This is a genomic window from Photobacterium sp. GB-56 (assembly GCF_003026105.1).
Lineage (GTDB): Bacteria > Pseudomonadota > Gammaproteobacteria > Enterobacterales > Vibrionaceae > Photobacterium.
In genome coordinates this window covers 66,382-90,663 of sequence record NZ_PYNW01000017.1, presented here as the reverse complement: position 1 = coordinate 90,663, position 24,282 = coordinate 66,382, and the positions used below count along the sequence as shown (strand labels likewise).

Annotated in this window: 23 protein-coding genes; 12 read left to right on the top strand and 11 right to left on the bottom strand. The window is 40.4% G+C overall.

What is annotated here, in order from left to right; genetic code table 11:
* Positions 1 to 244: 244 nt before the first annotated feature.
* Positions 245 to 1,096, bottom strand: coding sequence for a fatty acid metabolism transcriptional regulator FadR (gene fadR / locus C9J42_RS18270; RefSeq protein ID WP_045084018.1), 852 nt, complete (start codon positions 1,094 to 1,096; stop codon positions 245 to 247).
* Between the two features lie 521 nt (positions 1,097 to 1,617).
* Between fadR and nhaB the strand changes: the two genes are divergently transcribed.
* Positions 1,618 to 3,204 (top strand): Na(+)/H(+) antiporter NhaB, encoded by a 1,587-nt coding sequence (gene nhaB / locus C9J42_RS18265; protein ID WP_107206091.1) that lies wholly within the window; start codon positions 1,618 to 1,620, stop codon positions 3,202 to 3,204.
* Positions 3,205 to 3,348: 144 nt separating this feature from the next.
* Positions 3,349 to 3,864: a disulfide bond formation protein DsbB gene (gene dsbB, locus C9J42_RS18260; RefSeq protein WP_107206465.1), complete on the top strand. Its 516-nt coding sequence runs from the start codon at positions 3,349 to 3,351 to the stop codon at positions 3,862 to 3,864.
* A gap of 69 nt (positions 3,865 to 3,933) precedes the next feature.
* Here the strand turns inward: dsbB and C9J42_RS18255 are convergent, their stop codons facing one another.
* Complete coding sequence (locus C9J42_RS18255) at positions 3,934 to 4,341, bottom strand: (deoxy)nucleoside triphosphate pyrophosphohydrolase (protein ID WP_107206090.1); 408 nt, start codon at positions 4,339 to 4,341, stop codon at positions 3,934 to 3,936.
* Positions 4,341 to 4,994, bottom strand: coding sequence for an SEC-C metal-binding domain-containing protein (locus C9J42_RS18250; RefSeq protein WP_107206089.1), 654 nt, complete (start codon positions 4,992 to 4,994; stop codon positions 4,341 to 4,343). Before C9J42_RS18250 ends, C9J42_RS18255 begins: the two co-directional genes overlap by 1 nt.
* Positions 4,995 to 5,238: 244 nt before the next feature.
* On the opposite strand from C9J42_RS18250, the gene C9J42_RS18245 reads away from it, so the two are divergent.
* From C9J42_RS18245 to C9J42_RS18235, 3 genes are all read left to right on the top strand, one after another.
* A complete protein-coding gene (locus C9J42_RS18245) occupies positions 5,239 to 5,916 on the top strand; it encodes an NAD(P)H-binding protein (RefSeq protein ID WP_107206088.1) in 678 nt (225 codons plus the stop codon).
* Positions 5,917 to 5,995: 79 nt separating this feature from the next.
* On the top strand, positions 5,996 to 6,937 hold the full coding sequence (gene dusC / locus C9J42_RS18240) for a tRNA dihydrouridine(16) synthase DusC (RefSeq protein WP_107206087.1): 942 nt from the start codon (positions 5,996 to 5,998) through the stop codon (positions 6,935 to 6,937).
* A 426-nt stretch (positions 6,938 to 7,363) separates the two neighbouring features.
* On the top strand, positions 7,364 to 8,347 hold the full coding sequence (locus C9J42_RS18235) for an MBL fold metallo-hydrolase (RefSeq protein WP_107206086.1): 984 nt from the start codon (positions 7,364 to 7,366) through the stop codon (positions 8,345 to 8,347).
* A 64-nt stretch (positions 8,348 to 8,411) separates the two neighbouring features.
* Here the strand turns inward: C9J42_RS18235 and C9J42_RS18230 are convergent, their stop codons facing one another.
* Positions 8,412 to 8,849 (bottom strand): YcgN family cysteine cluster protein, encoded by a 438-nt coding sequence (locus C9J42_RS18230; protein ID WP_107302228.1) that lies wholly within the window; start codon positions 8,847 to 8,849, stop codon positions 8,412 to 8,414.
* Positions 8,850 to 9,114: 265 nt separating this feature from the next.
* Here C9J42_RS18230 and C9J42_RS18225 point away from each other — a divergent pair, with 265 nt between their 5' ends.
* The gene (locus C9J42_RS18225; RefSeq protein ID WP_006646428.1) at positions 9,115 to 9,363 is read left to right on the top strand and encodes a zinc/iron-chelating domain-containing protein; all 249 of its coding nucleotides are present in this window, start codon (positions 9,115 to 9,117) and stop codon (positions 9,361 to 9,363) included.
* A gap of 26 nt (positions 9,364 to 9,389) precedes the next feature.
* Here C9J42_RS18225 and C9J42_RS18220 read toward each other — a convergent pair whose 3' ends face one another.
* Together C9J42_RS18220 and C9J42_RS18215 are read right to left on the bottom strand one after the other, a co-directional pair.
* Positions 9,390 to 9,635 (bottom strand): TIGR02647 family protein, encoded by a 246-nt coding sequence (locus tag C9J42_RS18220; protein ID WP_107206085.1) that lies wholly within the window; start codon positions 9,633 to 9,635, stop codon positions 9,390 to 9,392.
* A 251-nt stretch (positions 9,636 to 9,886) separates the two neighbouring features.
* Positions 9,887 to 10,759, bottom strand: a complete 873-nt coding sequence (locus tag C9J42_RS18215) for a Tim44 domain-containing protein (RefSeq protein ID WP_199187027.1) — start codon at positions 10,757 to 10,759, stop codon at positions 9,887 to 9,889.
* Between the two features lie 299 nt (positions 10,760 to 11,058).
* Here C9J42_RS18215 and C9J42_RS18210 point away from each other — a divergent pair, with 299 nt between their 5' ends.
* The 3 genes from C9J42_RS18210 (at position 11,059) to C9J42_RS18200 (ending at position 14,148) form a co-directional block, all read left to right on the top strand.
* Positions 11,059 to 11,463, top strand: coding sequence for an NINE protein (locus C9J42_RS18210; protein ID WP_107206083.1), 405 nt, complete (start codon positions 11,059 to 11,061; stop codon positions 11,461 to 11,463).
* Positions 11,464 to 11,662: 199 nt separating this feature from the next.
* On the top strand, positions 11,663 to 12,256 hold the full coding sequence (locus C9J42_RS18205; RefSeq protein WP_107302227.1) for a TetR/AcrR family transcriptional regulator: 594 nt from the start codon (positions 11,663 to 11,665) through the stop codon (positions 12,254 to 12,256).
* A gap of 17 nt (positions 12,257 to 12,273) precedes the next feature.
* Entirely contained in the window at positions 12,274 to 14,148 is a 1,875-nt protein-coding gene (locus C9J42_RS18200; protein ID WP_107245765.1) for an MFS transporter, read from the top strand.
* A gap of 71 nt (positions 14,149 to 14,219) precedes the next feature.
* Here C9J42_RS18200 and menE read toward each other — a convergent pair whose 3' ends face one another.
* The 5 genes from menE to C9J42_RS18175 form a co-directional block, all read right to left on the bottom strand.
* Positions 14,220 to 15,656 carry an o-succinylbenzoate--CoA ligase gene (gene menE, locus C9J42_RS18195; protein ID WP_107260104.1) on the bottom strand — a complete coding sequence of 479 codons (1,437 nt, stop codon included), beginning with the start codon at positions 15,654 to 15,656 and terminating at the stop codon, positions 14,220 to 14,222.
* Positions 15,644 to 16,618, bottom strand: coding sequence for an o-succinylbenzoate synthase (gene menC / locus C9J42_RS18190; protein WP_107206079.1), 975 nt, complete (start codon positions 16,616 to 16,618; stop codon positions 15,644 to 15,646). The genes menE and menC overlap by 13 nt, the downstream gene beginning before the upstream one ends.
* Positions 16,619 to 16,707: 89 nt before the next feature.
* Positions 16,708 to 17,517, bottom strand: coding sequence for a 2-succinyl-6-hydroxy-2,4-cyclohexadiene-1-carboxylate synthase (gene menH / locus C9J42_RS18185; RefSeq protein WP_107260102.1), 810 nt, complete (start codon positions 17,515 to 17,517; stop codon positions 16,708 to 16,710).
* Positions 17,501 to 19,228, bottom strand: a complete 1,728-nt coding sequence (menD, locus tag C9J42_RS18180; RefSeq protein WP_107206077.1) for a 2-succinyl-5-enolpyruvyl-6-hydroxy-3-cyclohexene-1-carboxylic-acid synthase — start codon at positions 19,226 to 19,228, stop codon at positions 17,501 to 17,503. The genes menH and menD overlap by 17 nt, the downstream gene beginning before the upstream one ends.
* Entirely contained in the window at positions 19,219 to 20,556 is a 1,338-nt protein-coding gene (locus C9J42_RS18175; RefSeq protein ID WP_369918718.1) for an isochorismate synthase MenF, read from the bottom strand. The genes menD and C9J42_RS18175 overlap by 10 nt, the downstream gene beginning before the upstream one ends.
* A gap of 392 nt (positions 20,557 to 20,948) precedes the next feature.
* Here C9J42_RS18175 and C9J42_RS18170 point away from each other — a divergent pair, with 392 nt between their 5' ends.
* The 3 genes from C9J42_RS18170 to C9J42_RS18160 all read left to right on the top strand — a co-directional run bounded on the left by C9J42_RS18170 (position 20,949) and on the right by C9J42_RS18160 (position 24,262).
* Complete coding sequence (locus C9J42_RS18170) at positions 20,949 to 22,163, top strand: pyridoxal phosphate-dependent aminotransferase (RefSeq protein ID WP_107206075.1); 1,215 nt, start codon at positions 20,949 to 20,951, stop codon at positions 22,161 to 22,163.
* 147 nt (positions 22,164 to 22,310) lie between these two features.
* Entirely contained in the window at positions 22,311 to 22,895 is a 585-nt protein-coding gene (gene yfbR / locus C9J42_RS18165; protein WP_107302226.1) for a 5'-deoxynucleotidase, read from the top strand.
* Positions 22,895 to 24,262 carry an anti-phage deoxyguanosine triphosphatase gene (locus C9J42_RS18160; protein WP_107302225.1) on the top strand — a complete coding sequence of 456 codons (1,368 nt, stop codon included), beginning with the start codon at positions 22,895 to 22,897 and terminating at the stop codon, positions 24,260 to 24,262. The genes yfbR and C9J42_RS18160 overlap by 1 nt, the downstream gene beginning before the upstream one ends.
* The last annotated feature ends 20 nt before the right edge of the window (positions 24,263 to 24,282 follow it).

Genomic DNA, 24,282 nt, shown 5'->3' with positions numbered 1-24,282 from the left:
TGCTGCCTCTAATTTAAATTCAGCACTAAATAATCGTCTTGTTCGTTTTGTCATGATGTCACCTATCCATGTTAAGAGGTGATGATATCACCTCTGAGTAGGTGGCCAAATTTAATGTACCACTACAGTTTCACCTTCAAGCATTCCTATTTACATCAAGATACTGATTTAAACAGCAGAAATACAGGCATAAAAAAACCAAGTGCTTAACACTTGGTCTAATATTCGCCGCAGTAATTTTAAATTATTGCTCTTCTTCGTACATATATTTTGAAATTTCAACACGGTGACTATACCAGATCGCACCACTTTCACGTCCATATAAACGAATACGATCAGCAACTAGCTCTGGTTTATTTTCATCACAGTATGATTTCATGTCGCGGTAGAAGTTTAATGCTAATTCACATGCTTCTGGCTTCATAAAATAATAACCACCAACACGCGTATAAATTTTACGTAAGCCATTAATAGTTAAAACATAAAGTGTATTACCAGACTTACCCGCCATACCTTGGAATAGACGATAATCATAATAGTTGAACGCACGAGCTAAACAAATTTCTTCACAAAGCTGTGGATCATCTTTGCCGTATTTATCTACGATTTTTTTAACTTCTTGAATAAGATCAATACGATCATCGCTGTTTTCAATAAACTCAGCAAAGCTTGATGCTTTTCGAAGTCTTTCAACTGAGTCAATGACATGCTGAATTAGAAGACTTGATTCTTCTGCATTACCTCTTACAGCATAACGCATAAATACGCTACTAATGTCAGTTCGAGCAGCAAGAAGATCGGTTAATACTCGTTGAACATCCTGCCCATCTAGTGTCACTAAGGTATCAAGGATATTTAAACCTGAAGTATCCATGTAGTTATTAACACGTGTTGGCTTACCATGTTGGATGGTTAACCATCCATCACGTGCTAAACGCTGCAATACTTCACGTAATGTTGTTCGAGTTACGCCAATTAACTCTGAAAGTTCACGCTCAGCAGGAAGAATCGACCCCTGAGGAAAGTGATTATTCCAAATGCTTTCAATAATATATTTCTCAGCAAATGTCGCTGGGCTATCTGCCTTAATGACCATCTAAGTAAAATCCAGTTCGCTTCATGCACTTTTATAATTGCACTCATCATACCACTAGTTTCTTATTAGAAGAAACCTCACTATTAACTCTGACATGAACATGAAAGAGAAGTATAAAAATACAACGATATTGTTAAACTGATCACTAAAAAAAAGGGAATTTGAATGCATCTAACAATTCCAGTCATATTTTCTGTATACTGTGCGGTTTATAACACTGACATATTCAACTCCCATTTCAAGATGAAAATGTAACGAAATAATTGCATTATTGTTTAACTTATTGACTAATACCTCTTAAACGGTAGAGTTATATAAAGATGAACTGGGAGCGAATGGAAGCTGCTGCCTAAGAAAGTTAAAACATCCGAGAACCATATTCTTGTTTAACTTTGATACCTCAATCTCGACCATTAATCTTTTGCAAGAAGCGACTGATTACCCTGCTGATTGATCAATCAAGGCATTTAGCCAACATCAGATCCATACTATTTTGCGCTAATAATAAAGAGATCCAACACATGGCTATATCGCTAGGGAATGCCTTTATCAAAAATTTTTTGGGTAAGGCACCTGACTGGTACAAAATTGCAATCATTACTTTTTTGATCATTAACCCTATTGTCTTTTTTCTTATTGATCCGTTTGTTGCTGGCTGGTTGTTAGTAATTGAATTCATCTTTACTCTCGCAATGGCATTAAAGTGTTACCCATTACAACCTGGTGGGTTATTGGCAATAGAAGCTGTTGCTATTGGAATGACAAGCCCAGATCAAGTAAAACATGAACTTGTTGCAAATATTGAAGTTTTACTCTTACTGGTCTTTATGGTCGCGGGTATCTACTTCATGAAACAGCTTTTGTTGTTCATGTTTACTAAAATATTAATCGGCATCCGCTCTAAAATTTTACTTTCTCTCGCTTTTTGTGTGATGGCCGCTTTTCTTTCCGCTTTCCTTGATGCTCTAACCGTTATTGCGGTTGTTATCAGTGTAACGGTAGGTTTCTACAGCATTTATCATAAGGTTGCTTCAGGGCAAGATCCTCATTCTAATCATGATCATACCAATGATAATCACGTTCCAGAGCTCAGCCGCGATGACTTAGAAAACTACCGCGCTTTCCTACGTAGTTTGCTAATGCATGCTGGTGTAGGTACCGCGCTAGGTGGCGTAATGACAATGGTGGGTGAACCACAAAACTTAATTATTGCCGATCAAGCCGGATGGGATTTTGGTGAGTTTATTATTCGTATGGCGCCCGTTACTGTCCCTGTCTTTTTCTGTGGCTTGTTAACCTGTGCACTGGTTGAGAAATTTAAAATTTGTGGCTATGGTGCTGAATTACCTGAAAATGTTCGCCAAATCTTAGTCGACTTTGATAATGAAGAACGTAAATCACGTACTAACCTTGACTACGCGAAATTGATTATTCAAGCGGCAATAGCAGTATGGTTAATTATCGGCCTTGCAATGCACTTGGCTGCGGTGGGTTTAATCGGTTTAACCGTTATTATTTTGGCAACATCGTTTACTGGGATCACCGAAGAGCACGCTTTGGGTAAAGCATTTGAAGAAGCACTGCCCTTTACCGCACTACTTGCTGTGTTCTTCTCTGTCGTTGCAGTCATCATTGATCAACAGCTATTCGCACCTATTATTCATTGGGTGTTAAGCCTTGAAGGTAGTTCACAGCTTACTATGTTCTACATTGCGAATGGCTTGCTATCGATGGTTTCAGACAATGTATTCGTTGGTACGGTATATATTAACGAAGTAAAAACCGCGCTAACAAACGGTGTTATTAACCGTAGTCAGTTTGATATGTTAGCCGTTGCTATCAATACAGGTACTAACTTACCATCAGTAGCAACGCCAAATGGTCAAGCGGCATTCCTGTTTGCTTTAACCTCTGCTATTGCACCACTTATCCGTCTTTCTTACGGTCGTATGGTATACATGGCGTTACCTTACACTATTGTTCTTGCATCCGTAGGTTTAGCCGGCATTGAGCTAATGCTAGTTCCTATGACAGATTGGTTCTATACCATGGGCTGGATCACTGATGCATCATCAGCTGCCGCAACAATACCTGCACTTGCTCACTAATTCACAATAGCGAAATTGACAGATGATTTACTTCTCTATAAAGCTATGATTGAATATTGGTGTTAGATTAGTGTCATAACGTATATGAAAACCCTGATAGTTCAGGGTTTTCTTTTATCTTAATTAGTACGTAGAGTATCGATGATGCAATACCTCAATACCTTTTCAAAATCACGTTTAGCATGGCTGCTACTACTTCTTTCTATTGTTACCTTTGAAGGTTGTGCCCTATTCTTTCAACATGTAATGAACCTTGCACCGTGTGTGATGTGTGTTTATGAACGTGTCGCGATGATGGGGATCGGTTTTGCCGCTCTTGTTGGTCTTCTCGCCCCTCAAAATGCCTTTTTCCGTTGGATTGGTTTAGCCGGTTGGGGATATTGTGCATACCGTGGTGTTGTATTGGCCTATCAACATGTGGGTTTTCAGTTAAACCCATCACCATTTGCAACCTGTGATTTATTCGTCCGATTTCCAAGCTGGGCGCCAATAAATCATTGGGCTCCTTGGATGTTTGAAGCATACGGTGATTGTGCAAAAATTGTTTGGCATTTCTTAACACTTACGATGCCACAATGGTTGGTTGTTATTTTTGCTGGAAACCTCATTGTTTGGGCTGTCATGGTTATCGCGCAGCTCTTCGGTAAGAAATCAGCTTAAGTTCGAAGCGAATAAATAAGACAGAAAAAGCGAAGACTAACAATTTAGGCTTCGCTTTTTTGTTAGTCGTTACTTCGTTAATACATGTTGTTCTAAGGCGGTTAGAATAGGGTAATCAGCAGGACATAATGGATAACGTTTAAATTCGTTTAAACTCACCCATACCATTGCTTGATGCGTATTTAATACAATATCGCCTTCACACCATCGAGTTAAATAACCTTTTAATTCAATGATTTTATCACCGTAATCAAACACGCTATCAGCCAACCATTGTTGTGTTTTAGTCGTGATCGCTAACTCTTCCATAAGCTCACGCTCTAATGCGTACTCTGGTAATTCCCCCACTTCAACTTTACCGCCAGGAAATTCCCATAAACCACCTTGGCTCGCATTATCTAATCGCTGAGCAAGTAGGTACTTACCTTCTTTCTCAATCACTCCCGCAACAACAACGATTGTTTTAAGCTTTTGCATTAATGTGACTTACCGCAGCACTGTTTGAATTTCTTACCGCTATCACATGGGCAAGGATCATTACGACCAATATTTTTATAAGGGTTAATCGCTTGTGCTCCTGCGCCAATTTGAAGTTGATCCGCAGCCATCATTACTTCAGTTAGCATCAATGGTAGTTGCGAATAAAGCTCACTTGGTGCAGGCATTCCTGTTACGCCCGCTTGCTCCATCTGTTCCAGAGTACCCGCTTCATCAACACATAACATTAGCGTTGTCAGTAATGCTGATAACATACGCATTGTGCCATCTGAAATCGACATCTCTTCCCAGTTTGGTTCAATGTAATACCAAACAGCTAAAAAGCCTTGAGCAAACTGTGAAAGTGCCTCATTTGTATCACCACTTTCTTGCCATTTAAGCTCTACCGGTAATTGGTATTCACCCGCTTTTACTGTGCGATACTGCATTTCAAAGTGGTTTAATACGGCAACTTTATCGGTTTCTGAAAGCGCTATATCATTATCTTCTGTGACAACACCAGTTAATAACACAGGTAACCAAATCTCTGGCTCCATAGGTTTCGGGTTTGCATTTGCAGCAAATAACGCGCCTTCAATAAAAGGAGCAGACATGCCATCCCAGCCAGTTGGGAGTGTCATTAATGTATTCATGATAATTTCCAATAAAAGTTTCTATCGCCATTATACCTGAACTCATCCTTTAACTTCATATCATCACTTATTGAGTAGAATAAATCGCAATATTGATTGTTTCTGATAACAATGTAAGTCGTGCTGATTAAAAATTTATTATGCTAATTACTTGATATTTGATGCAGTTCAGCGAAATTAAACATATATTCTGTTTAATTACAGATAAATGTCATCATTTATAATCTATGCGATGGGAATAGCCATGGATAATCACGATTTAAATGCAATCATTGCTGGCGCGAGTGGTTTAGTTGGAGATGAACTCTTACACCAGTTACTTGCCAATAAAAAATTTAAACATATTTATGCTCTGTCTCGTCGTGATTTACCGTTTCACAGCAGTAAATTACACCAAATCATTGATCCGCTCCTTCGAATAAATAACTGGGAGCACGAAACGCCTCAGCCGCAATATGGCTTCATTTGTTTAGGTACGACAAAACGTAAGGCGGGCAGTAAATCGGCACTTGCAGCAGTTGATCTCGATTTGGTAAAAGATGTCGCCACCACAATGAAAAATCTGGGCGTTAGACACATTATTGTCGTATCCAGTCTTGGTGCATCAAGCCGCTCTCCTTCCCACTACTTACGCTGCAAAGGAAAAATGGAGCAAGCAATCACTAAGATGGGATTTGAACACTGTATTTTTATTCGACCAGGCCCTTTAAAAGGTGAGCGCAGTGAAATGCGTACTGACGAGCAATTATTACAACACGTGTTTGATGTGATCAATCCATTGGTTGTCGGTCCCCTAAAGCATTTCTCCCCAATACCAGCTGAGTGCGTGGCACGTAGCATGGTGAAAATGGCGCTATCTTGTCAACAACATCAACTTGAGCAAAAAACCATTGTTTCGGGTCATCAACTCCGCACTATTTAAAATCAATGGTGACAAATTAACCCTCTCGCACTAGAATCTTGCCCCTTATATGTAATTACCGAGCAGAGCTATAACCACTATGCGAGTTATTTTAGGCCCGATGGAAGGCGTCTTAGACCATTTAATGCGTGAGATGCTGACTGAAATTAATGACTACGATCTTTGTGTCACTGAATTTGTCCGTGTCATTGATAGCCTATTGCCTAGCAGTGTTTTCTATCGTCTATGTCCCGAGTTACGTCAAGGTGGAAAAACACGCTCAGGTACCCCTGTGCGGGTACAAATTTTAGGACAAGATCCTAACTGGATGGCTGAAAATGCGCAGCGTGCATGTTCACTAGGCTCTGCAGGTGTTGATATTAACTTTGGTTGTCCAGCAAAAGCGGTCAATAAAAGTCGTGGTGGTGCTGTTTTGCTAAAAGAGCCAGAGCGTATTTATCAAATAGTTAAAGCTTGTCGCGCTGCTGTCAATCCCATTAAGCCTTTAACGGCAAAAGTACGTTTAGGCTGGGATGATCCTGCCCAATGTTTTGAAATTGCAGATGCTATTGCCCAAGCCGGCGCAGATGAAATGGTGGTCCATGCGCGTACTAAAGAAGATGGTTACCGTGCAGAGACGATTAAATGGGATTATATTAAGCAGCTTAAACAAAGTGTCACTATCCCAATTATTGCTAATGGCGAAGTCTGGAATTATCAGGATGGTCAAGCATGCCTATCTGCCACCAATACAGATGCATTAATGGTCTGTCGCGGCGCGCTTAATTTGCCAAATTTAGGCAATGTCGTAAAACATAACCAAGCGCATATGAGTTGGGAAGAAGTACTCTCTTTATTATTAACTTACTCTCAATTTGAGATCAAAGGAGATAAAGGGCTTTACTACCCTAATAGGGTAAAGCAATGGTTCTCTTACCTACGTCATGAGTACCCCCAAGCGAAATTATTATTTACCGATATTCGCGCCTTAAATAAAGCTACCCCCATCATCGAAGTGCTTCAGCGCGCGCAGCAGCAGTAGCAGTAGCAGTAGCAGTAGCAGTAGCATCAATGGACAGCCCAACCTAATTAGGCTGTCTTCTTTTACCTTCCACCATCATTGAATACTCCCCATTCTTCACACTTGTGCATAAATGGCAGGCCATGCCGTTCAACTTGACGGTTTTACACATCGCACCTCTGCACAACGTATTAAATAGTTTAAGAAAAGGCTATAAACTGACGATCCTCGTCAATGCAATTCCTTTAACACGTTGTAATCATTTCCTCACTAATCAGCCTAATTATTTATTAGACTATATTTTATTTCAGCTATCTCTCACTTCTTATAAAAATTACTTTGCTCCCAACCGTGTATTTTGTATATATCTCGCTGTATTAGGACTCTTTCAAGTTACGTTTTAGCGTTTATCAGCACTAAAACCATTTCTTATCAGTATGGATTTTTATGAACAAACATTTAATTATGGCTGCACTGTGTTGCTATTCATCATTCAGTTTTGCTGGGTTTGATGTTATTACACTTGGCGCTAAAGGTGGGATCCAAGACGGCAACCTGACCGCATTTATGCTGAAATCAAACACTGACAACAATTACATAACCTTAGATGCTGGTAGCATTGTCAATGGGCTTATCGCTGCGACCAATAAAGATGCATTCAATGACATGATGGCACCGATATCCAGCCCTTACACCCAAGAAGGTTATATCCTAACCCAGAAAATTCAGGGCTACTTTATTAGTCATGCCCACCTTGATCATATTGCAGGACTTATTATTGCTTCGCCAGATGACAGCAATAAACCTATTTATGCCCTTCCGTCTGTTCATCAAACTATCAGCCAAGATTATTTTAATTGGAAGGCATGGCCTAATTTTACGAGCCAAGGTGAAGGCTTTAAACTCGGCAAATATGAGTTAGCACCACTGACTATCAACCAGTGGTTACCCGTTGCCAATACCGAATTAAAAGTAAAAGCCTTTCCATTAAGTCATTCAGGCGCAGAATCTACCGCATTCTTATTTAAAAATGTCGCCAACGAAGTGGTCATTTATTTAGGGGATACTGGTCCTGACGCGGTCGAAAAAAGCACGGCGTTAGATACTATTTGGCAACAGATTGCACCGTATATTCAGCAAAAGAAACTAAAAGGGATCTTCATTGAGACTTCTTTTAGCAATAGCACACCAGATAAATTACTATTTGGTCACTTAACACCAAAATGGTTACTCGCAGAATTAGATTCATTGGCAAGCTATGTTGGTGGTGAACAACCATTAAAAGATCTTAATGTGATCATCACACACATTAAACACAGCTTAAAGAAAGGCACGAATCCACAAACCGTTATCGAACAAGAACTCAATGCAGATAATAAACTAGGCGTTAATTTTATTTTCACTGAGCAAGGCGATAGAACACTGCTTTAAATGATTATAAAAATAAACAAAAAAGGCTCGTTATCTAACGAGCCTTTAATATATATCTTTAAAATCAACGACGTAAGGGGTGGTTTGTGATGTGATCTTCCCAATCAATCACATCAATTTCGTACACAATCTTGTCGCGTACCGATTCGTTGGCTTTATGCATCGCTTCTTTTGAACCAGTGAGCAGTGGATGCCACTCAGGTAATGGTTTTCCTTCTGCTAATAAACGGTATGCACACGTTTCAGGAAGCCAAACAAACTCATCAATACGATCACGAGTCAACTTTAGGCATTCTTCTCCGGATTCAAAACGATTAGGATAATCTTTACAAGAACATGTTTTATTATCTAATAAACTGCATGCCACATTGGTGTAATAGATATCATCTGTATCATCATCAATAAGCTTATGCAGACAGCACTTACCACAACCGTCACAAAGTGATTCCCACTCCTGATCGGTCATTGTTGCTAAGTCTTTTTCTTGCCAAAAATACGTCATGATACCTACACCGAATTCACGTTACGCGCTTTATAACAGCGCTAAATTACCATTTACTATTTTATTATAGCGCGGTGTTTATAGCGATCCTGACGGTAAACTGCAAATTTAAATTACCTATTAATCAACAACAGCATCGAAATGAGAGCTATTATTATTTATAGAAATAAAGTAAATATATCGCTGAAATAGTTCTTTAATTTTGATCTTATGAATAAGGAGTGGTAATTTGCGCAGCCAATTTAAACAATGAAGAGAGTGATTGATGGAATGTCGTCTTGGCTGTGGTGCCTGCTGTATAGCTCCAAGTATCTCATCAAGCATACCAGGAATGCCCAACGGCAAGCCTGCAGGTGTCCCTTGCGTTCAACTCAATGAGCAAAATTTATGTAAACTTTTTGGCAAAGCTGAACGCCCTGCTGTATGCCACCACTTTAAAGCTTGCCCTGATATTTGTGGAAAAACCAATGAGCAAGCTTTAACGATAATTACAGAATTAGAGCAAATGACTTGATCAATGCTCACTATCTTGCGACGGCGTTATTCTGTCGTTTTCCCCGTCAGAATACGTAACGCAATTTTTGCGCTTTCCGCCACCTGATGACCAGTATGTGTTAAATAACCACCATCCAGTTGAGTAACCAATCCTTTCGCATATAAACGTTGAGCAGCTGAAACCAATGCTGGATTTGCATCACTATGAACTTTTACCCCTTCCATGTTGCTATGAATAGGGAATTTCACTAATAGATTCATTTCTTCAACAATATCTTGAGTGTATGGCATAACGACCTCTTATTAGTCTCTATTTAGATCTCAATGTCTAACGACTGACCTATTTAATATCATGAGTTAATACTAGCGGTTACTGGTGATAAAACTAGGTGCCAAGATCAACATCTTACGATCTTTATATCAGTGAAATGCGATCGCGCTCATAATTTTATAACTCTTTTTTCGGATGTTTACAATTGTACAAAAAACGCCCTAACCTGTTGAGAGATATAAAAAAGCCGCTAATAAAAGCGGCTTTTAAATTAAGCTTGAATACCGACAATTAACCATGGTGCATTTGGCGTTTTTAAATCTCGCTCTAAATGCCATACATCATTAATATCTTCTTCAATCCCTTCTTGGGTATCTTTATAACGACCAGAGAACTTAATACTTAGCTGTGCTGAATTTGCGTCATAGTCTGCACGTACAAGTTCAGCATCAACGTACATCACTTCGGTGTGTTGCTCACCTGAAAGTTTAGCACGTTCAGCTTGTAAATCAGCAAATAACGCAGGTGATACGTACTCTTTGATTTTCGCTAATTCGTTATGATTCCATGCACCTTGAATAATGCGATAGTGATCGCGAGAACCACTTAAAAATGCATTCATATTAAAGTTAGGCGGCAAATTAAATGGCACATCACTATCGGTTGACTCAAAACCACCATTTTGTGGTTGAGATTGCGAACCTGTCGCTTGACGATATTGCTGTTGTGCTTGTTGTGGCTGCTGTCGTGGAGAGTTTCCTGCATAAGATTCACGATGCCCCATCGGAGTGCCTTTATTTGCACGCATTGCTTTAAATAATTTAAACAATACAAATGCAATCACACCGATAATGAGAATATCCATAAACTGGATACCATCAAATGAACCACCAAAGAAAGCAGCGAGTAAGCCACCTGCAAGTAAGCCACCTAATAGACCGCCCATTAAGCCTTTCTTGCTCGATGACGCAGGTGAGTTTTGTTTACGAATAGTATCTGTTTGTTGTGGCTGTTGTTTTTTCATTGGCGCAGTTTTAAAACTTTTACCAAACGACTTGCCACCACCGAATTTCTTTGCTTCAGCATGCGGTGCCGACAATGCGACCACAAACACTAAAGCAAATACGGTAAAAAAGCGTTTCATCATTGTTGAAGTACCTTATCCATGTCCTGTATGCATCGTAGCCATATAACGGAGAATGTCAATTCAAAGCCGTCGCGAAATTGTTACTATTTCTTAACATTTATCGGTGATAATCTCATCATTCTTAAATACAGCGCCTAAATATTTTTGTATACTGTTTTTTATTTAAACGACTTATAAAAATGTTCTTCTTTTTATGGCACTTTCCCCATCAAAAGTGGTCTTTTATAAGTAATCACACGTTAAGTCTTTGTTGTTTTTTATCTTACGATATTTTCAACACTAACATGGATATTTTTATGCAAGAGAATAACACTCACAGCAAAATCATTGGTTATCTACTCTGGATATTCGGCTTTACGGGCGCTCACCGCTTTTATTATGGCAAACCTGTAACAGGGACTATTTGGTTTTTAACCTTAGGTCTATGCGGTATTGGCTGGTTAATTGACTTGTTCTTAATTCCATCAATGAACAGAGAGTCTGACTTGCGTTTTGCTAGTGGTGAGATTGATTATAATATCGCTTGGCTACTGCTCACTTTTCTTGGCGTGTTTGGCGTCCACCGCATGTACATGGGTAAATGGATCACAGGGATACTTTATCTTTGTACCTTTGGGTTCTTCCTAATAGGTATTCTTATCGATTTTTGGACGTTAAACGATCAAGTATCTTTAGAAAATACCAAGAATAAAACTGTATAGCGTTTAGTATTGGTGATTTTTGTTGTGACAAGATATCATTTCCAATCTTTAGAAATAAATTGTCACAACTTGTTCTGGCATCGAATTCCTAACAACTATGGTTTCGATTAAATAACAATAACAATATTGAACACCGTTCTATAATTAATAACGTTAGTTTTTAAAATACGATAAGCAAACACATCAAAGAGTAATACCCATGGCAAGAAGAAATGACCATACTCGTGAAGAGTTGGTAAGCATGACACTGGAGCAGGTAAAAAACTTTCTCAATGAGCACCCTCACCATGAGCTAAGTTTACGTAAAGTCGCCGCTATGATTGGCTATGTTCCAAGTACATTAGTGAATGTATTCGGTAACTATAATTTACTGTTACTACACGCAGTTGCCCAAACACTTGATGAATTATCTCAAGAAGCACAGACGTGTTTAACAGGTGCAACCAATCCAGAGCAGGCACTTCGTAGTCTCGCATATTGTTATCTCGACTTTGCAATTGCTCATCCATACCGCTGGCAGTTAATCTTCCAACACACCATGAATGGTGAAGATTTACCAGAATGGCAATCAGATCGAATCAATAACATGACGGGCATGTTGGAATCATTGATTGGTCAAGTTAGCATTAACATGTCTAAAGAAGAAGTACTGGAAACAAGCCGTGTTATTTGGGCTGGTGTTCACGGTATTACACTACTGACTGTTGATGATAAGCTATTTACCTCGACGCCTGTTGACGGCAAAGCACTTATTGATAACCTTTTAAATACTTATCTAAATAAGTGGAATTAGTAATAGAGATAGCGTAAATGACCACAAAGCCCCAATCGAGTCTTCTAACCAAACGGCGTTTCTTACCGTATTTTTTAACGCAGGCACTTGGGGCATTTAATGATAATGTTTACAAAAATATATTATTAATCCTGATCGCTTACGCTTCTGTTGATACCCTTCCACTGAGTGCTAATTTACTGATTAACATTGCCGCTGGGTTATTTATTTTACCTTTCTTTTTATTTTCAGCCTCTGCTGGTGTTATTGCCGATCAATACGATAAAGCAATGATCATGCGCCGAGTTAAACTCGCTGAAATTGTGATAATGAGCCTTGCTGCAATAGCCTTTTTCTATCACAGTTATTCCGCCCTTCTGGTGTTGCTCTTTTTGATGGGAACCCAATCAGCTTTCTTCGGGCCTGCAAAATATGCCTTACTTCCCCAGCACTTAAAATCAGAAGAGTTAATATCAGGTAACGCTTTGGTTGAAACAGGGACCTTTTTAGCTATTTTACTTGGCACATTGCTCGCAGGTTTTATTGCCGACAGCCATAACGCTCACTATATTGCTGCAGGAGCCGTGATCTTTTTTGCGATATTAGGCTATCTCACATCTCTTGCTATTCCGAGCGCGCCACCTACGGTAAAGAAAACAACGTTCAAATGGCAACCGATTAAACAAACTCGTTCAACCATGGCTATTGCACGACAAGATAAAACGATTTTCCAATGTATTATGGGGATTAGTTGGTTTTGGTTTTTAGGGGCTTGCTATCTCACCCAATTCCCTAATTATGCAAAAATCAGCCTTGGTGGTAATGCCGCTTCGGTCTCTTTCTTACTGATGCTATTTTCTATTGGTATTGCTATTGGCTCAATGTGTTGTGATCGCTTATCTCAACACCGTATAGACCCAGGAATAGTACCTATTGGTAGTTTAGGGATCACGTTATTTGGTTCAGGTTTATATTTCCTCGCCCCAGCAACTACAGTGCAAACTCAGAGCCTAATGGCGTTTATGACGGCACCAAGCCTATGGCCAATCTTTGCGTCATTGCTTTTACTCGGTATTGCTGGCGGTATTTTTATTGTTCCGCTTTATGCCTTAATGCAGCAGCGCTCTAAAGAAGATGAACGTGCACAAATCATTGCAGCAAATAATATATGGAATGCTGTATTTATGGTTGTCAGTGCTATTTCAGCCATTGTCTTCTTATCTGTTTTAAAGCTTTCCATTCCAGAGTTCTTCTTAATCTTAGCGGCGGTTAATTCATTAGTTGTTGTCTATATCTACTTCCAAGCCCCTGATTTTTTTTGGCGCTTTGTGGTTTGGATGATCACTCATACGATGTATCGTGTAAAAAAACAGAATTTGAATAATATTCCTGAACAAGGTGGTGTGTTACTTGTCTGTAATCATGTCAGCTACATGGATGCATTACTATTAGCAGGCAGCTGCCCACGCCCTATCCGCTTTTTGATGGACCGTGATATTTATAACCTGCCATTGGTCAAATCCTTCTGTAAAGCATGTAAGGCGATTCCTGTCGATGCGAATGACCGTACATCTATTCGTAATGCTTTTTCAAAAGTGTCAGAACATTTGGATAATGGCGATATTGTTTGTGTTTTTCCAGAAGGACAGCTCACCTTTGATGGCGAAATAGCCCCGTTTATGCGTGGCATTGATTTAATCATTAAACGTTCGAATGTCACGGTGATCCCTGTGGCACTGCAGGGGCTATGGGGAAGTTATTTTAGTCGAGAGGGTGGCGTTGCTTTATTAAAATGGCCAAAACGTTTCTGGTCACAAGTCACTATCGTCGCTGGGGAGTGTCTATCTTCCCAAGAGGCAAATAGCCAATTGTTATATCAACAAGTAACGCAATTACGGGGCGATAGAAAATAGTGCTCTTCTTTGTTAGGTTCTAACTAACAAATAGATTAAAAAGGCGAAGCTATATTAGCTTCGCCTTTTTATTATTGCTTAGATAACCAGTCGGCTAATTTCGTCCGAGAGAGTTTAATCCCTTGATAAATATCGCCATCAGGTAAAGCAAGATAACGAACTGGGCGCTTAAACGCAGCCACTTTATCTGCCATATAAGTCATCACATGATCAATAAATACCGCATCCATCGGGCAAGTTGTTTTCACAATAGCAACCGGTCGTTGACCAAAGTCATAATCATCAATGGGTAAAACAACAGCTTGCTCTATCTCTGAATACTGTAACAGTACCGCTTCAATATCTTCTGGTTGAACATTCTCTCCACCAGAAATAAACATGTTATCTGCGCGACCATGAATAAATAGCTCATCATCATGCCACTCACCCATGTCTTTAGTTGCAAACCATTCCCCGTCGTGACCATGGTTATCTAAAATAGAAAAAATAGTATGGTTGCGGTAATACCCCAAGCACAAGGTTTTGCCTCGAACTAAGATCTCACCATCACGTAAAAGTAATTCTCTATTCGGTAATACGTTACCGACACCACTACTCTCATTCGCTTGTTTAGCCGATATTGTTGATGCCATTTCCGTCATACCGTAACCACACCAACAGCTAATACCAGCATTGTGCGCTTTATTAGTGAGAGTAACTGGGATATGTGCACCACCTAATAACACCTGTTTTAGCATCATCGATGATGGTGCTGCCGTATTATCAATACTCTCGAGCAGACGTTGTAATTGCGTTGGTACTAATGATGCGTGAGTCACCCAATGCAATGCTTGTTGCTGCTGTGCCTTATCGACAATAACTAAACATGCTCCGCGATATAACCAGCGCCATACAATCGCTAAACCCGAAATGTGGAATAACGGTAATGACAATAACCAACTATCCTCTGCTGTGAATGTCATTTGACTCAGCAAGCCAGAAGCACTGGCTAAATGTGACTCGGCATTATGAACCACTGCCTTGGGTACACCCGATGAACCTGATGTTAAAGTCAGTGTCATTGGACGATGCTCTTGCCATGTCACAGGTACCATACGTGCAACAGTGGGGAATTGCAGAACAATATTTTGCCCAGTTAGCGCTGTTATATCGTGTTCACTATCCGACCAAATATAGTCATTATCGAGTACCACTAACTGTTGCTGCAATTCAGAAGAAGACAACTTCGGGTTAAGCCCTACATAGCGTGCCCCCACTCGAAAAATAGCAAGCATCAGCCATAATACTTGGATCGAATTATCAGCGATGACGGCCACAAGTTGATCACGCTTAACGCCCTGCTCGACTAACCCTTGTGCGTAATCATCAACGTTTGAAGAGACATCTGCCCAGGTGTACGTTTGTGCATCACGCGTTTTATCACCTAAAGAGATGGCTATATCTGATGGGCGTTCTGCAGCCCATCGCTGCCAAGGCCATGTTAGAAAATCGTGTTTTATTTCTGCCATACTAGGTCTAATTCTGCTAAAGAAATCATTGGAAGTTCACTATCCGGCCAAGGTGTCACCAATTGTGCTTTAAACAACTGCATGGTATCTAGACCAGGGATAACATTGGGTGTCTGCCACTGGGCGAAACGTGCTAACTGATTTAATCCTAGGCTTGATTCCAAACTTGAACTAATCACTGCCGTTAACCCTGCCGCTTGAGCTTGTTCCACCAGCTCGATACAACGGGCTAAGCTACCAGTTAGTGTGGGCTTGATAATAATTGCCGCAACACCTGGTTGTGCTTTTACTTCAAAATGAGGCTCGCGGACAGTTTCATCCCAGGCAATATTAATACCTGTTTGCTCTGCAAAAATCAGGCTATCTTGAGGATCAATACAAGGCTCTTCTAAAAACGCGATCCCTTGCCGATTTTCAGGCTTCACATATTTAGCAAACTGCTGTGCTTTAAGCGGTGTCCATCTACGGTTAGCATCTAAACGTAACTGAACCTCAGGGATCGCTTCAATAAACATATTAGCAACAATACCATCACGCACCGCTTCATACATACCGACTTTAATTTTAGCGACTTTATCACCATTTTCGGTATTTAAACGTTCAATCAACTCGTCAGGATCACCGGAGCATAATGGCGCTACCGCATAGTTTGCAGTAAGAGGTAATTCGCCCGCTAACTCTGCCATTGCACAACTAAAACCAAAGGCAACAGAGGGATAAGCATCGTTGATATGGATATCTTTCCCTTCAAGCCAATGTTCAACTAGTTGTTTTGTTTGATCTAACGCTTGCTCTAGCGTTTCATTGCTAAACTCAGGCAGTGGCGCAATTTCACCTACACCAACTTTGTCACCTTGAGTAAGTTCGACAACCAAACCTTCACGTGTTACTAAACGTTGATCACGTAAAATAACACCAGAATCCATCGGTAACTGATATCGATATAACTTAACGCTGCGCATTCTTGATAACCTTTAATTAATACCAGAGCATAAAACACGCTAAACCTTAGTCTAACGGCATATTAAATCACTTTAATTACAATGGCTCGTTACAACTTTTGAATAAAAGCAGATAAGGCAGATGTAAATGCATGTGGTTGTTCTACATGAATATTATGCCCAGCATCAGGGATCACTTCTACGCTTAGCTCTGATTGCATAGCGATCTGACGAAATTTCGCATCATATTCACCACAAACATAACGAACGGGTAATTTTAAGTTTTGTAGCGGTGTGAGTAATAATGGTTGTTTAGATAATGACGTTGCTAGCAACATATTCGCGACACCTTGGCCAAGGTTATCACTACGTTTAGCGACTAAGCTTTGTCTTTGGTCATGGTTCAGTGATGAAAAAACAGTTTGTTGATACCAATCATTCAGCACTGAAATTAGAGATTGTTGAGAAAAACGTGCAGCCCATGTTTTATCATTATCAAGACGCGCCGCACGGTCTGAAAGCGGTAATCCAAAGTGCCCACCTTCTAAAAAGATACCTTGCAACCTTGGCCCACGCTTCGTGGTATCCTCATTTGATAATTGCGTTGCCAGATACATAGCAAGTCGCGCACCTAACGAATACCCTACCAAAACGAAACGTTGAATACCACGGTGTTCCAACGTTTTGAGTATCGCCTGATAACTCTGTTTAAAGCCAATATCAGAATCATCTAGTGGCATAGATACTGACGCACTAAAGCCATGCCCAGGCAGATCGATAGTTACACAACAATAGTGATGCATTAGTGCTGAAGTAATTAATCGCCAGTCCCGCCCTGAGCCTAATAGCCCATGAAGAAAAACAATCACGGGTTGGCCTGCTTGCGGGCATTTTCCAAATGCTTCAGAGTAAAGACGCACGTTTTACCTCAGAAAAGATCTCTTTTAACATCTGCCCAGCTTCTCCAGCAGGCGTTTTAATTTCGATGATCGTTGTCTGGTTAACTTGTTGTGCATTCACTACCGCAGTTTGGGCTTCAGCAACTGTTGTTGGGCTTTGATAGTTAAATCCAAACATGGCAGCTGCATGGCTAAATTCAAAACCATGAGGCATACGATAAAAATCATCTTTTTGCTGCTCTGGTACTGGTAACATATCAAAAATACCGCCACCATCATTATTCGTAACCACCACGACCATAGGTAATGCAGTTTGTTTTAATAATGCGAGAGAATTAAGATCGTATAAAAATGACGTATCGCCTAATAGCATCACTAATGGTGCTTTTCTAGCGCGTTGCACACCAGCCGCTGTTGCTATTAATCCATCAATACCTGATGCACCACGGTTGGTAAATGTCGCTGTAGTTGGTAAATCACCAAACATATCTAGCAGTCGAACAATCATGCTATTACCGAGAAACAACTCAGAATCAGGTGCGAGCCAATCTCTCAATAATGTCGCTAATGACATTTCAGATAAATTGTCACAATGCTGCTTCGCTATTTCACGATAACGCTTAGACGCGCCCACTAACGGTAATGCCCATCCACTATGTGGTGATGTTTTTTCATCAAGAAGCGCTGCACAAGTCCACGCGCTCACATTCGCTTGAATACGAGAACCAGAATGATGATGAGGGTCTAAACGTCCTTGTTGTGGATCGATTAACCAATAATCATCCCACGGCTGATCGCCAATAAACTGTAATAAACGTTTAGAAACAATCCGTGCACTAAATTGCAGTAATACTTGTGCTTGAGACAAAACTTCGGCACAGGCTGGATTTTGTAACCAACCATCAAACCCCGCATATTCGCTCGAGCCTCCAGCTTGAGGATCGACCAATAATGGCCAGCCTAATCGGGCTGCTAACGCTTTCACATCAGCAAGTTCATTGGTCGCTAACTTACCCGCAACAATTATGCCTTTTTTGTCGCACAACCGCTGCCATTGCACTGAATCAATGACGATATCAGCGCTAGTCGCTTGTTGATGTTGGCAATACGGTAATACCGTTGCCTGCCACTTTTTAACTGGCGCTAGATAGGCCGAAAAATCTATCGCCTCACCATATAGCGGCTCAGGGTAATGACAATTTAAATGGATGGCTCCGCCACGTAACTGCTGTTGATGCATCAACTCATCAACCACGCCTAATAACCAATTAGGAGAGATATCAAGTGTAGGGGCGGGTAGATCAACAAACTCTGTTACATGTTGCGAAAAAATACCATGCTGGCGTATGGCTTGATTTGCGCCACATTGCAGTAATTCAACAGGACGATCTGAGGTTAACAGCACTAATTTTTCTTTTGTTAGCCCAGATTCAGCAACGGCAGGTAATAAATTAGCGACTGCTGTACCTGATGTCACAATCACCGCAATGGGGGTTTGTGATGCTTTGGCTAAACCTAATGCGAGAAAGCCTAAACCACGTTCATCAAAATGAGTGTGAATAGTCAGTTTTGACTGCTTTGCTGCCGCTAACGTCAATGGTGTGGAACGAGAACCTGGCGCAATACAAACATGTTGAACACCTTGTCGGACTAACTCTTCAAGTATCAGCTCAGCCCAACAACTATTTAATGCAGCCCTATAAGAAAGACTATTCGATAAGGTTAATTGCATGATGCGCTTTTATACTCCATTTCAGCAGCTAACGAGCTATCCGTCTCTTGCTCAAATAAACTACAGAGTGTTGATGTTTTTCGATCAAGTTCTTTCCATTCACTTTCTGCTACTGAGCCCGGTACAATGCCTGCTCCTGCAAATAAATGAACTTCACCTTCAATGATTAATGCACTACGAATAGCCACACAAAACTCACTATGCTGCTGGCTAATATAACCCACCGCACCACTATACCAACCGCGAGAAAAAGGTTCGTTTTCAGCAATAAAATGAAGCGCAGGATCACGAGGTAATCCAGCAATCGCAGCGGTTGGTTGTAAATTTTCTAATAGATCTGCACTAAAGACGCCACTATTTAATTCAGCATCAATACTTCGCTTTAAATGCTGGACTTTACGTAGTTGAACCAACTCAGGAGTTTGAGACACATTCATCGATTGGCTACAGGGCACTAATCGATTAACAATATCATCAACCACTAAACGATTTTCGTAGCGATTTTTATTATCAGATAATAACCATTGTGCTAATTGCTGATCTTCTACATCATCTTTACCACGCCCAATCGTACCTGCCAACGCTTCAGTTTGTATCGCATGTTCATGGCGTTGAAATAAACGTTCTGGCGTTGAGCCCATAAAGCCATGCTTTTCATCCAGCGCCAGTAAAAAGTGAAAACTATTGCTGTTATTAGCGCAACTCGCTTTCAGTAATTGAGCGGGTGATACAGGTTTATCAAGCTGTAACTTTGTTCGTCGAGCAAGCACCACTTTTTCAAATTCTTTATGTTCAATCGCATCTAATGCTCGTGTCAGCATGTTTGACCAACCAGAAAAATCTGGCGTATAACTGCGATTTAAAATTTTACTGTGAATACCACTGATCAACGATGTATCAAACATCAACTGTTGTAATGCCGTCAAAATACGTGCGCGATCTTCACCGACATTAACAGCAATATGCCATTCATTATCCAGACGGCTTAATTCAAGCAGCGGTAAAAAGAAAAAGGAGGAGAGACAACGTTTATTTCGCTCTGTTCTTCCATCAAAAGATCGCCCGCCCCACACTCGCTGCTCATTAGAAATCACTTTCTCAGCGGCTTTAGGATCAGTAAATGTTTTTATTTGTCCTAGCGCGACAACCTCTTCTCGGCAATTACGCGATTGCCAATAGAATTTGGGATACAAAGCTTGTGTATCCATCCAATCAATCAGGTCGATATGTTTTGATAGATCTAATTTAACCAATATACGCTGGGTTGTTGCAGATGCTTGCTCTAATTTAGCAATTAATCGTTCAACGGCTTGTTGTAACGCAGTCAAGATAACCTCGCTCAGCTCTATTACACCAATACGGCTCATCCCTGGCTGAAAGATACATATGTCACTCTCTTAGACATATTTTCCTTACTAAGAATAGACACTTATTTCCTAAAGAGAGAGAATAACTGCTAATTCTCTTAGTAAAGAAGAATGATGTATTATTCTACCTCACAAGAAAGCATCTGACTAATGAAGTAACACATTTGTATTACTTATCTGACTAGCAGAAACCTCTGTTCAACTTTGCTGATTCTAGTTAAACACGCCATTTTCATTCTGCCAAAAGAAAACAAAACACTATTTTACATAATTATCTTCTAAAAGGTGTTCCTATATCCCTCTTTTATAGTGTAATTTGTGGTTATACCTAATAATCATCAGGAAAGCCTCATATGCAAAAATTCGGGATGTCATCCAAGCTTAATAATGTTTGCTATGACATACGTGGTCCCGTTCTGAAACACGCTAAGCGTATGGAAGAAGAAGGGCAAAAAATACTCAAACTAAACATCGGTAATCCAGCACCGTTTGGTTTTGATGCCCCTGATGAAATTCTCGTGGATGTGATCCGTAATCTACCAACATCCCAAGGTTACTGTGATTCAAAAGGCATTTATTCTGCGCGTAAAGCCGTTGTTCAACACTACCAAAAGCGCGGCTTACTTGATCTTGATGTCGAAGATGTTTATATCGGTAACGGTGTCTCTGAATTAATCGTTATGGCAATGCAAGCACTGCTAAACCATAAAGATGAAATATTGGTTCCATCACCTGATTACCCATTATGGACAGCAGCAGTCTCATTATCTGGTGGCACACCGGTTCACTACACATGTGATGAACAATCAGATTGGTATCCAGATCTTGATGATATAAAGAAAAAAATCACGCCAAATACTCGCGGTATTGTTTTAATCAATCCGAATAACCCGACGGGTGCGGTATATAGCCGAGATTTTCTGATCGAAGTGGTTGAAATTGCACGTCAGCACGATTTGATTATTTTCGCCGATGAGATCTACGACAAAATTCTATACGATGGTGCACAACATACCTCTATTGCCCCATTAGCAGAAGATGTAGTTTGTGTAACCTTCAATGGCCTTTCAAAGTCATACCGAGTGTGTGGTTTCCGTGCAGGTTGGATGGTTATTTCAGGGCCAAGACACCGAGCTAAAGGTTACATCGAAGGGTTAGAAATGCTGTCATCAATGCGCTTGTGTGCCAACGTACCTATGCAGCATGCCATTCAAACTGCATTAGGTGGTTACCAAAGCATTAATGAATTAATCTTGCCGGGTGGACGCCTGCTCGAACAGCGCAATAAAGCTTATGATTTATTAACTCAAATCCCTGGAATTTCTTGTGTTAAGCCAAAAGGCGCGTTGTATCTATTCCCGAAATTAGATCAGAAAAAATTTAATATTCAAGACGACCAAAAAATGGCAATGGACTTTTTACTACAAGAGAAAGTGCTTGTTGTGCATGGAACCGGATTTAACTGGAAACAACCGGATCACTTCCGCATTGTAACCTTACCTCATGTCGATGATCTTGAACTGGCAATGGGACGCTTAGAGCGCTTCTTACATAGCTATCGTCAATAACCTTTACAAACAATTCTTAAGCCTCGGTAAACCGGGGCTTTTTATTAACTAAAAACTGTCAATATTTCCCTAACTTCTGTTACCTTTAGTGCATAACGTCTATAGATGCTGCTCATCAGCACATTTAGTTTAAGAGAATTGATCATCATGGAAAAAAGTCATTTCTTCGCTCACCTTGCTCGTATGCGTTTAATTCAACGCTGGCCATTAATGCGAAGTGTCGAAACTGAAAATATCTCCGAGCACAGCCTTCAAGTTGCTTTTGTCGCTCATGCACTTGCGTTAATTAAAAATCGTAAATTTGGTGGGAACCTAAACCCTGAACGTATCGCACTGCAAGGTATGTTTCACGATGTCAGTGAAGTACTCACAGGTGATATGCCAACCCCAATAAAATACTACAACCCTGCGATTGCTGAAGAATATAAGAAAATCGAATTAGCGGCAGAGCAACGACTTATTTCTATGCTTCCTGCAGAATTTCAGGATGATTATGCCTCTCTACTTGATAGCCATAAAATTGATACTGAAAATGCAGCTATTGTTAAACAAGCCGATACATTATGCGCTTATATAAAATGCCTTGAAGAACTCAGTGCAGGGAACCATGAATTTACTCGAGCGAAGAAAAGATTGGAAGAAACTCTTGAGCAACGCAAAACACCTGAGATGACCTATTTTCTTGAGACATTTGCTGATAGCTTTAATCTTACTTTGGACGATATTAGTTAATGACAGAATTTACTATCTCACCTGCATGGGAAGAGCGCTTTTATAACGAACAAAAAATGCGTCGTGATGATCATCGCTCAGCTTTTCAGCGCGATCGAGCCCGAATTCTTCATTCTGCCGCCTTTCGTCGTTTACAAGCAAAAACTCAAGTCCATGGCGCTGGTAATCACGACTTCTATCGGACTCGACTCACCCACTCGCTAGAAGCATCACAAATCGGTACAGGGATTGTTGCACAACTCAAATTAAAACAACCTGAGTTTAAATCATTACTCCCTTCAACCAGTTTAATGGAAAGTTTGTGCTTAGCACATGATATCGGTCACCCACCATTTGGTCATGGCGGTGAAGTCGCTTTAAATTACATGATGCGAAATCATGGCGGCTTTGAAGGGAACGCACAAACTTTTCGAATCGTAACCTTACTGGAACCTTATACCGAAGGGTATGGTATGAACCTCGCAAGACGTACCTTGCTTGGTTTACTAAAATACCCAGCCCTACTCAGTGAAACTACCGCTCCAGAGCGCGCACCTGATGTCGTGAACTTTCGTCACCTTAAAGCAAAAGACTGGTATCCCGCTAAAGGCTTATATGTGGACGATAAAGAGGTCTTTGACTGGGTATTAAGCCCGTTATCAGACAAAGATAAAGCCCTCTTTGCGCAAATGCGTTGTGAGCGTTTATCGCCACGAGAGCCCTGTAAGACACGTTTTAAATCATTAGATTGTTCAATCATGGAGTTAGCTGATGACATTGCATACGGTGTCCATGATTTAGAAGATGCCATCGTAATGGGGATTGTGACACGTGATGATTGGCAAGAAGCGGTTGCCTCAAAAATAGCAGAATGTGGTGATCCATGGCTAGAAGAACGGATAAGTGATATCAGCGAACTTATGTTTGCTAGCCACCATCAGCGCAAAGATGCCATTGGCGCGCTGGTCAATGGTTTACTTACCTCTATAACCATTAGTCCTACGATTCAAAACGGTACTGATTTTTTTGATGAGCCATTATTACAATGGAATGCCTTTTTATCCGAGCCGATGGAGCGCGCTTTAGAGGTGCTTAAACAGTTCGTAAGTATCTATGTGGTAAAAAAACCGGAGATACAACTGTCGGAATATAAAGGGCAACAATTGATCATGGAACTCTTTGAAGCTTTTGCTTCTGATCCCGAAAGATTGTTACCAGATAATACTCGCATGCGGTGGTTAGAAGCTAAAGAACAGGGAGATAACGAGCTTAGGATCATTGCCGATTACATTTCAGGCATGACGGATGGATTCTCTCAACGTCTCTATAGCACATTATTCTTACCTACCTCTGAAACAGGTATCAGCAATAATGGTTATGGTTTTTAATCATTAACCAGTGAATATAA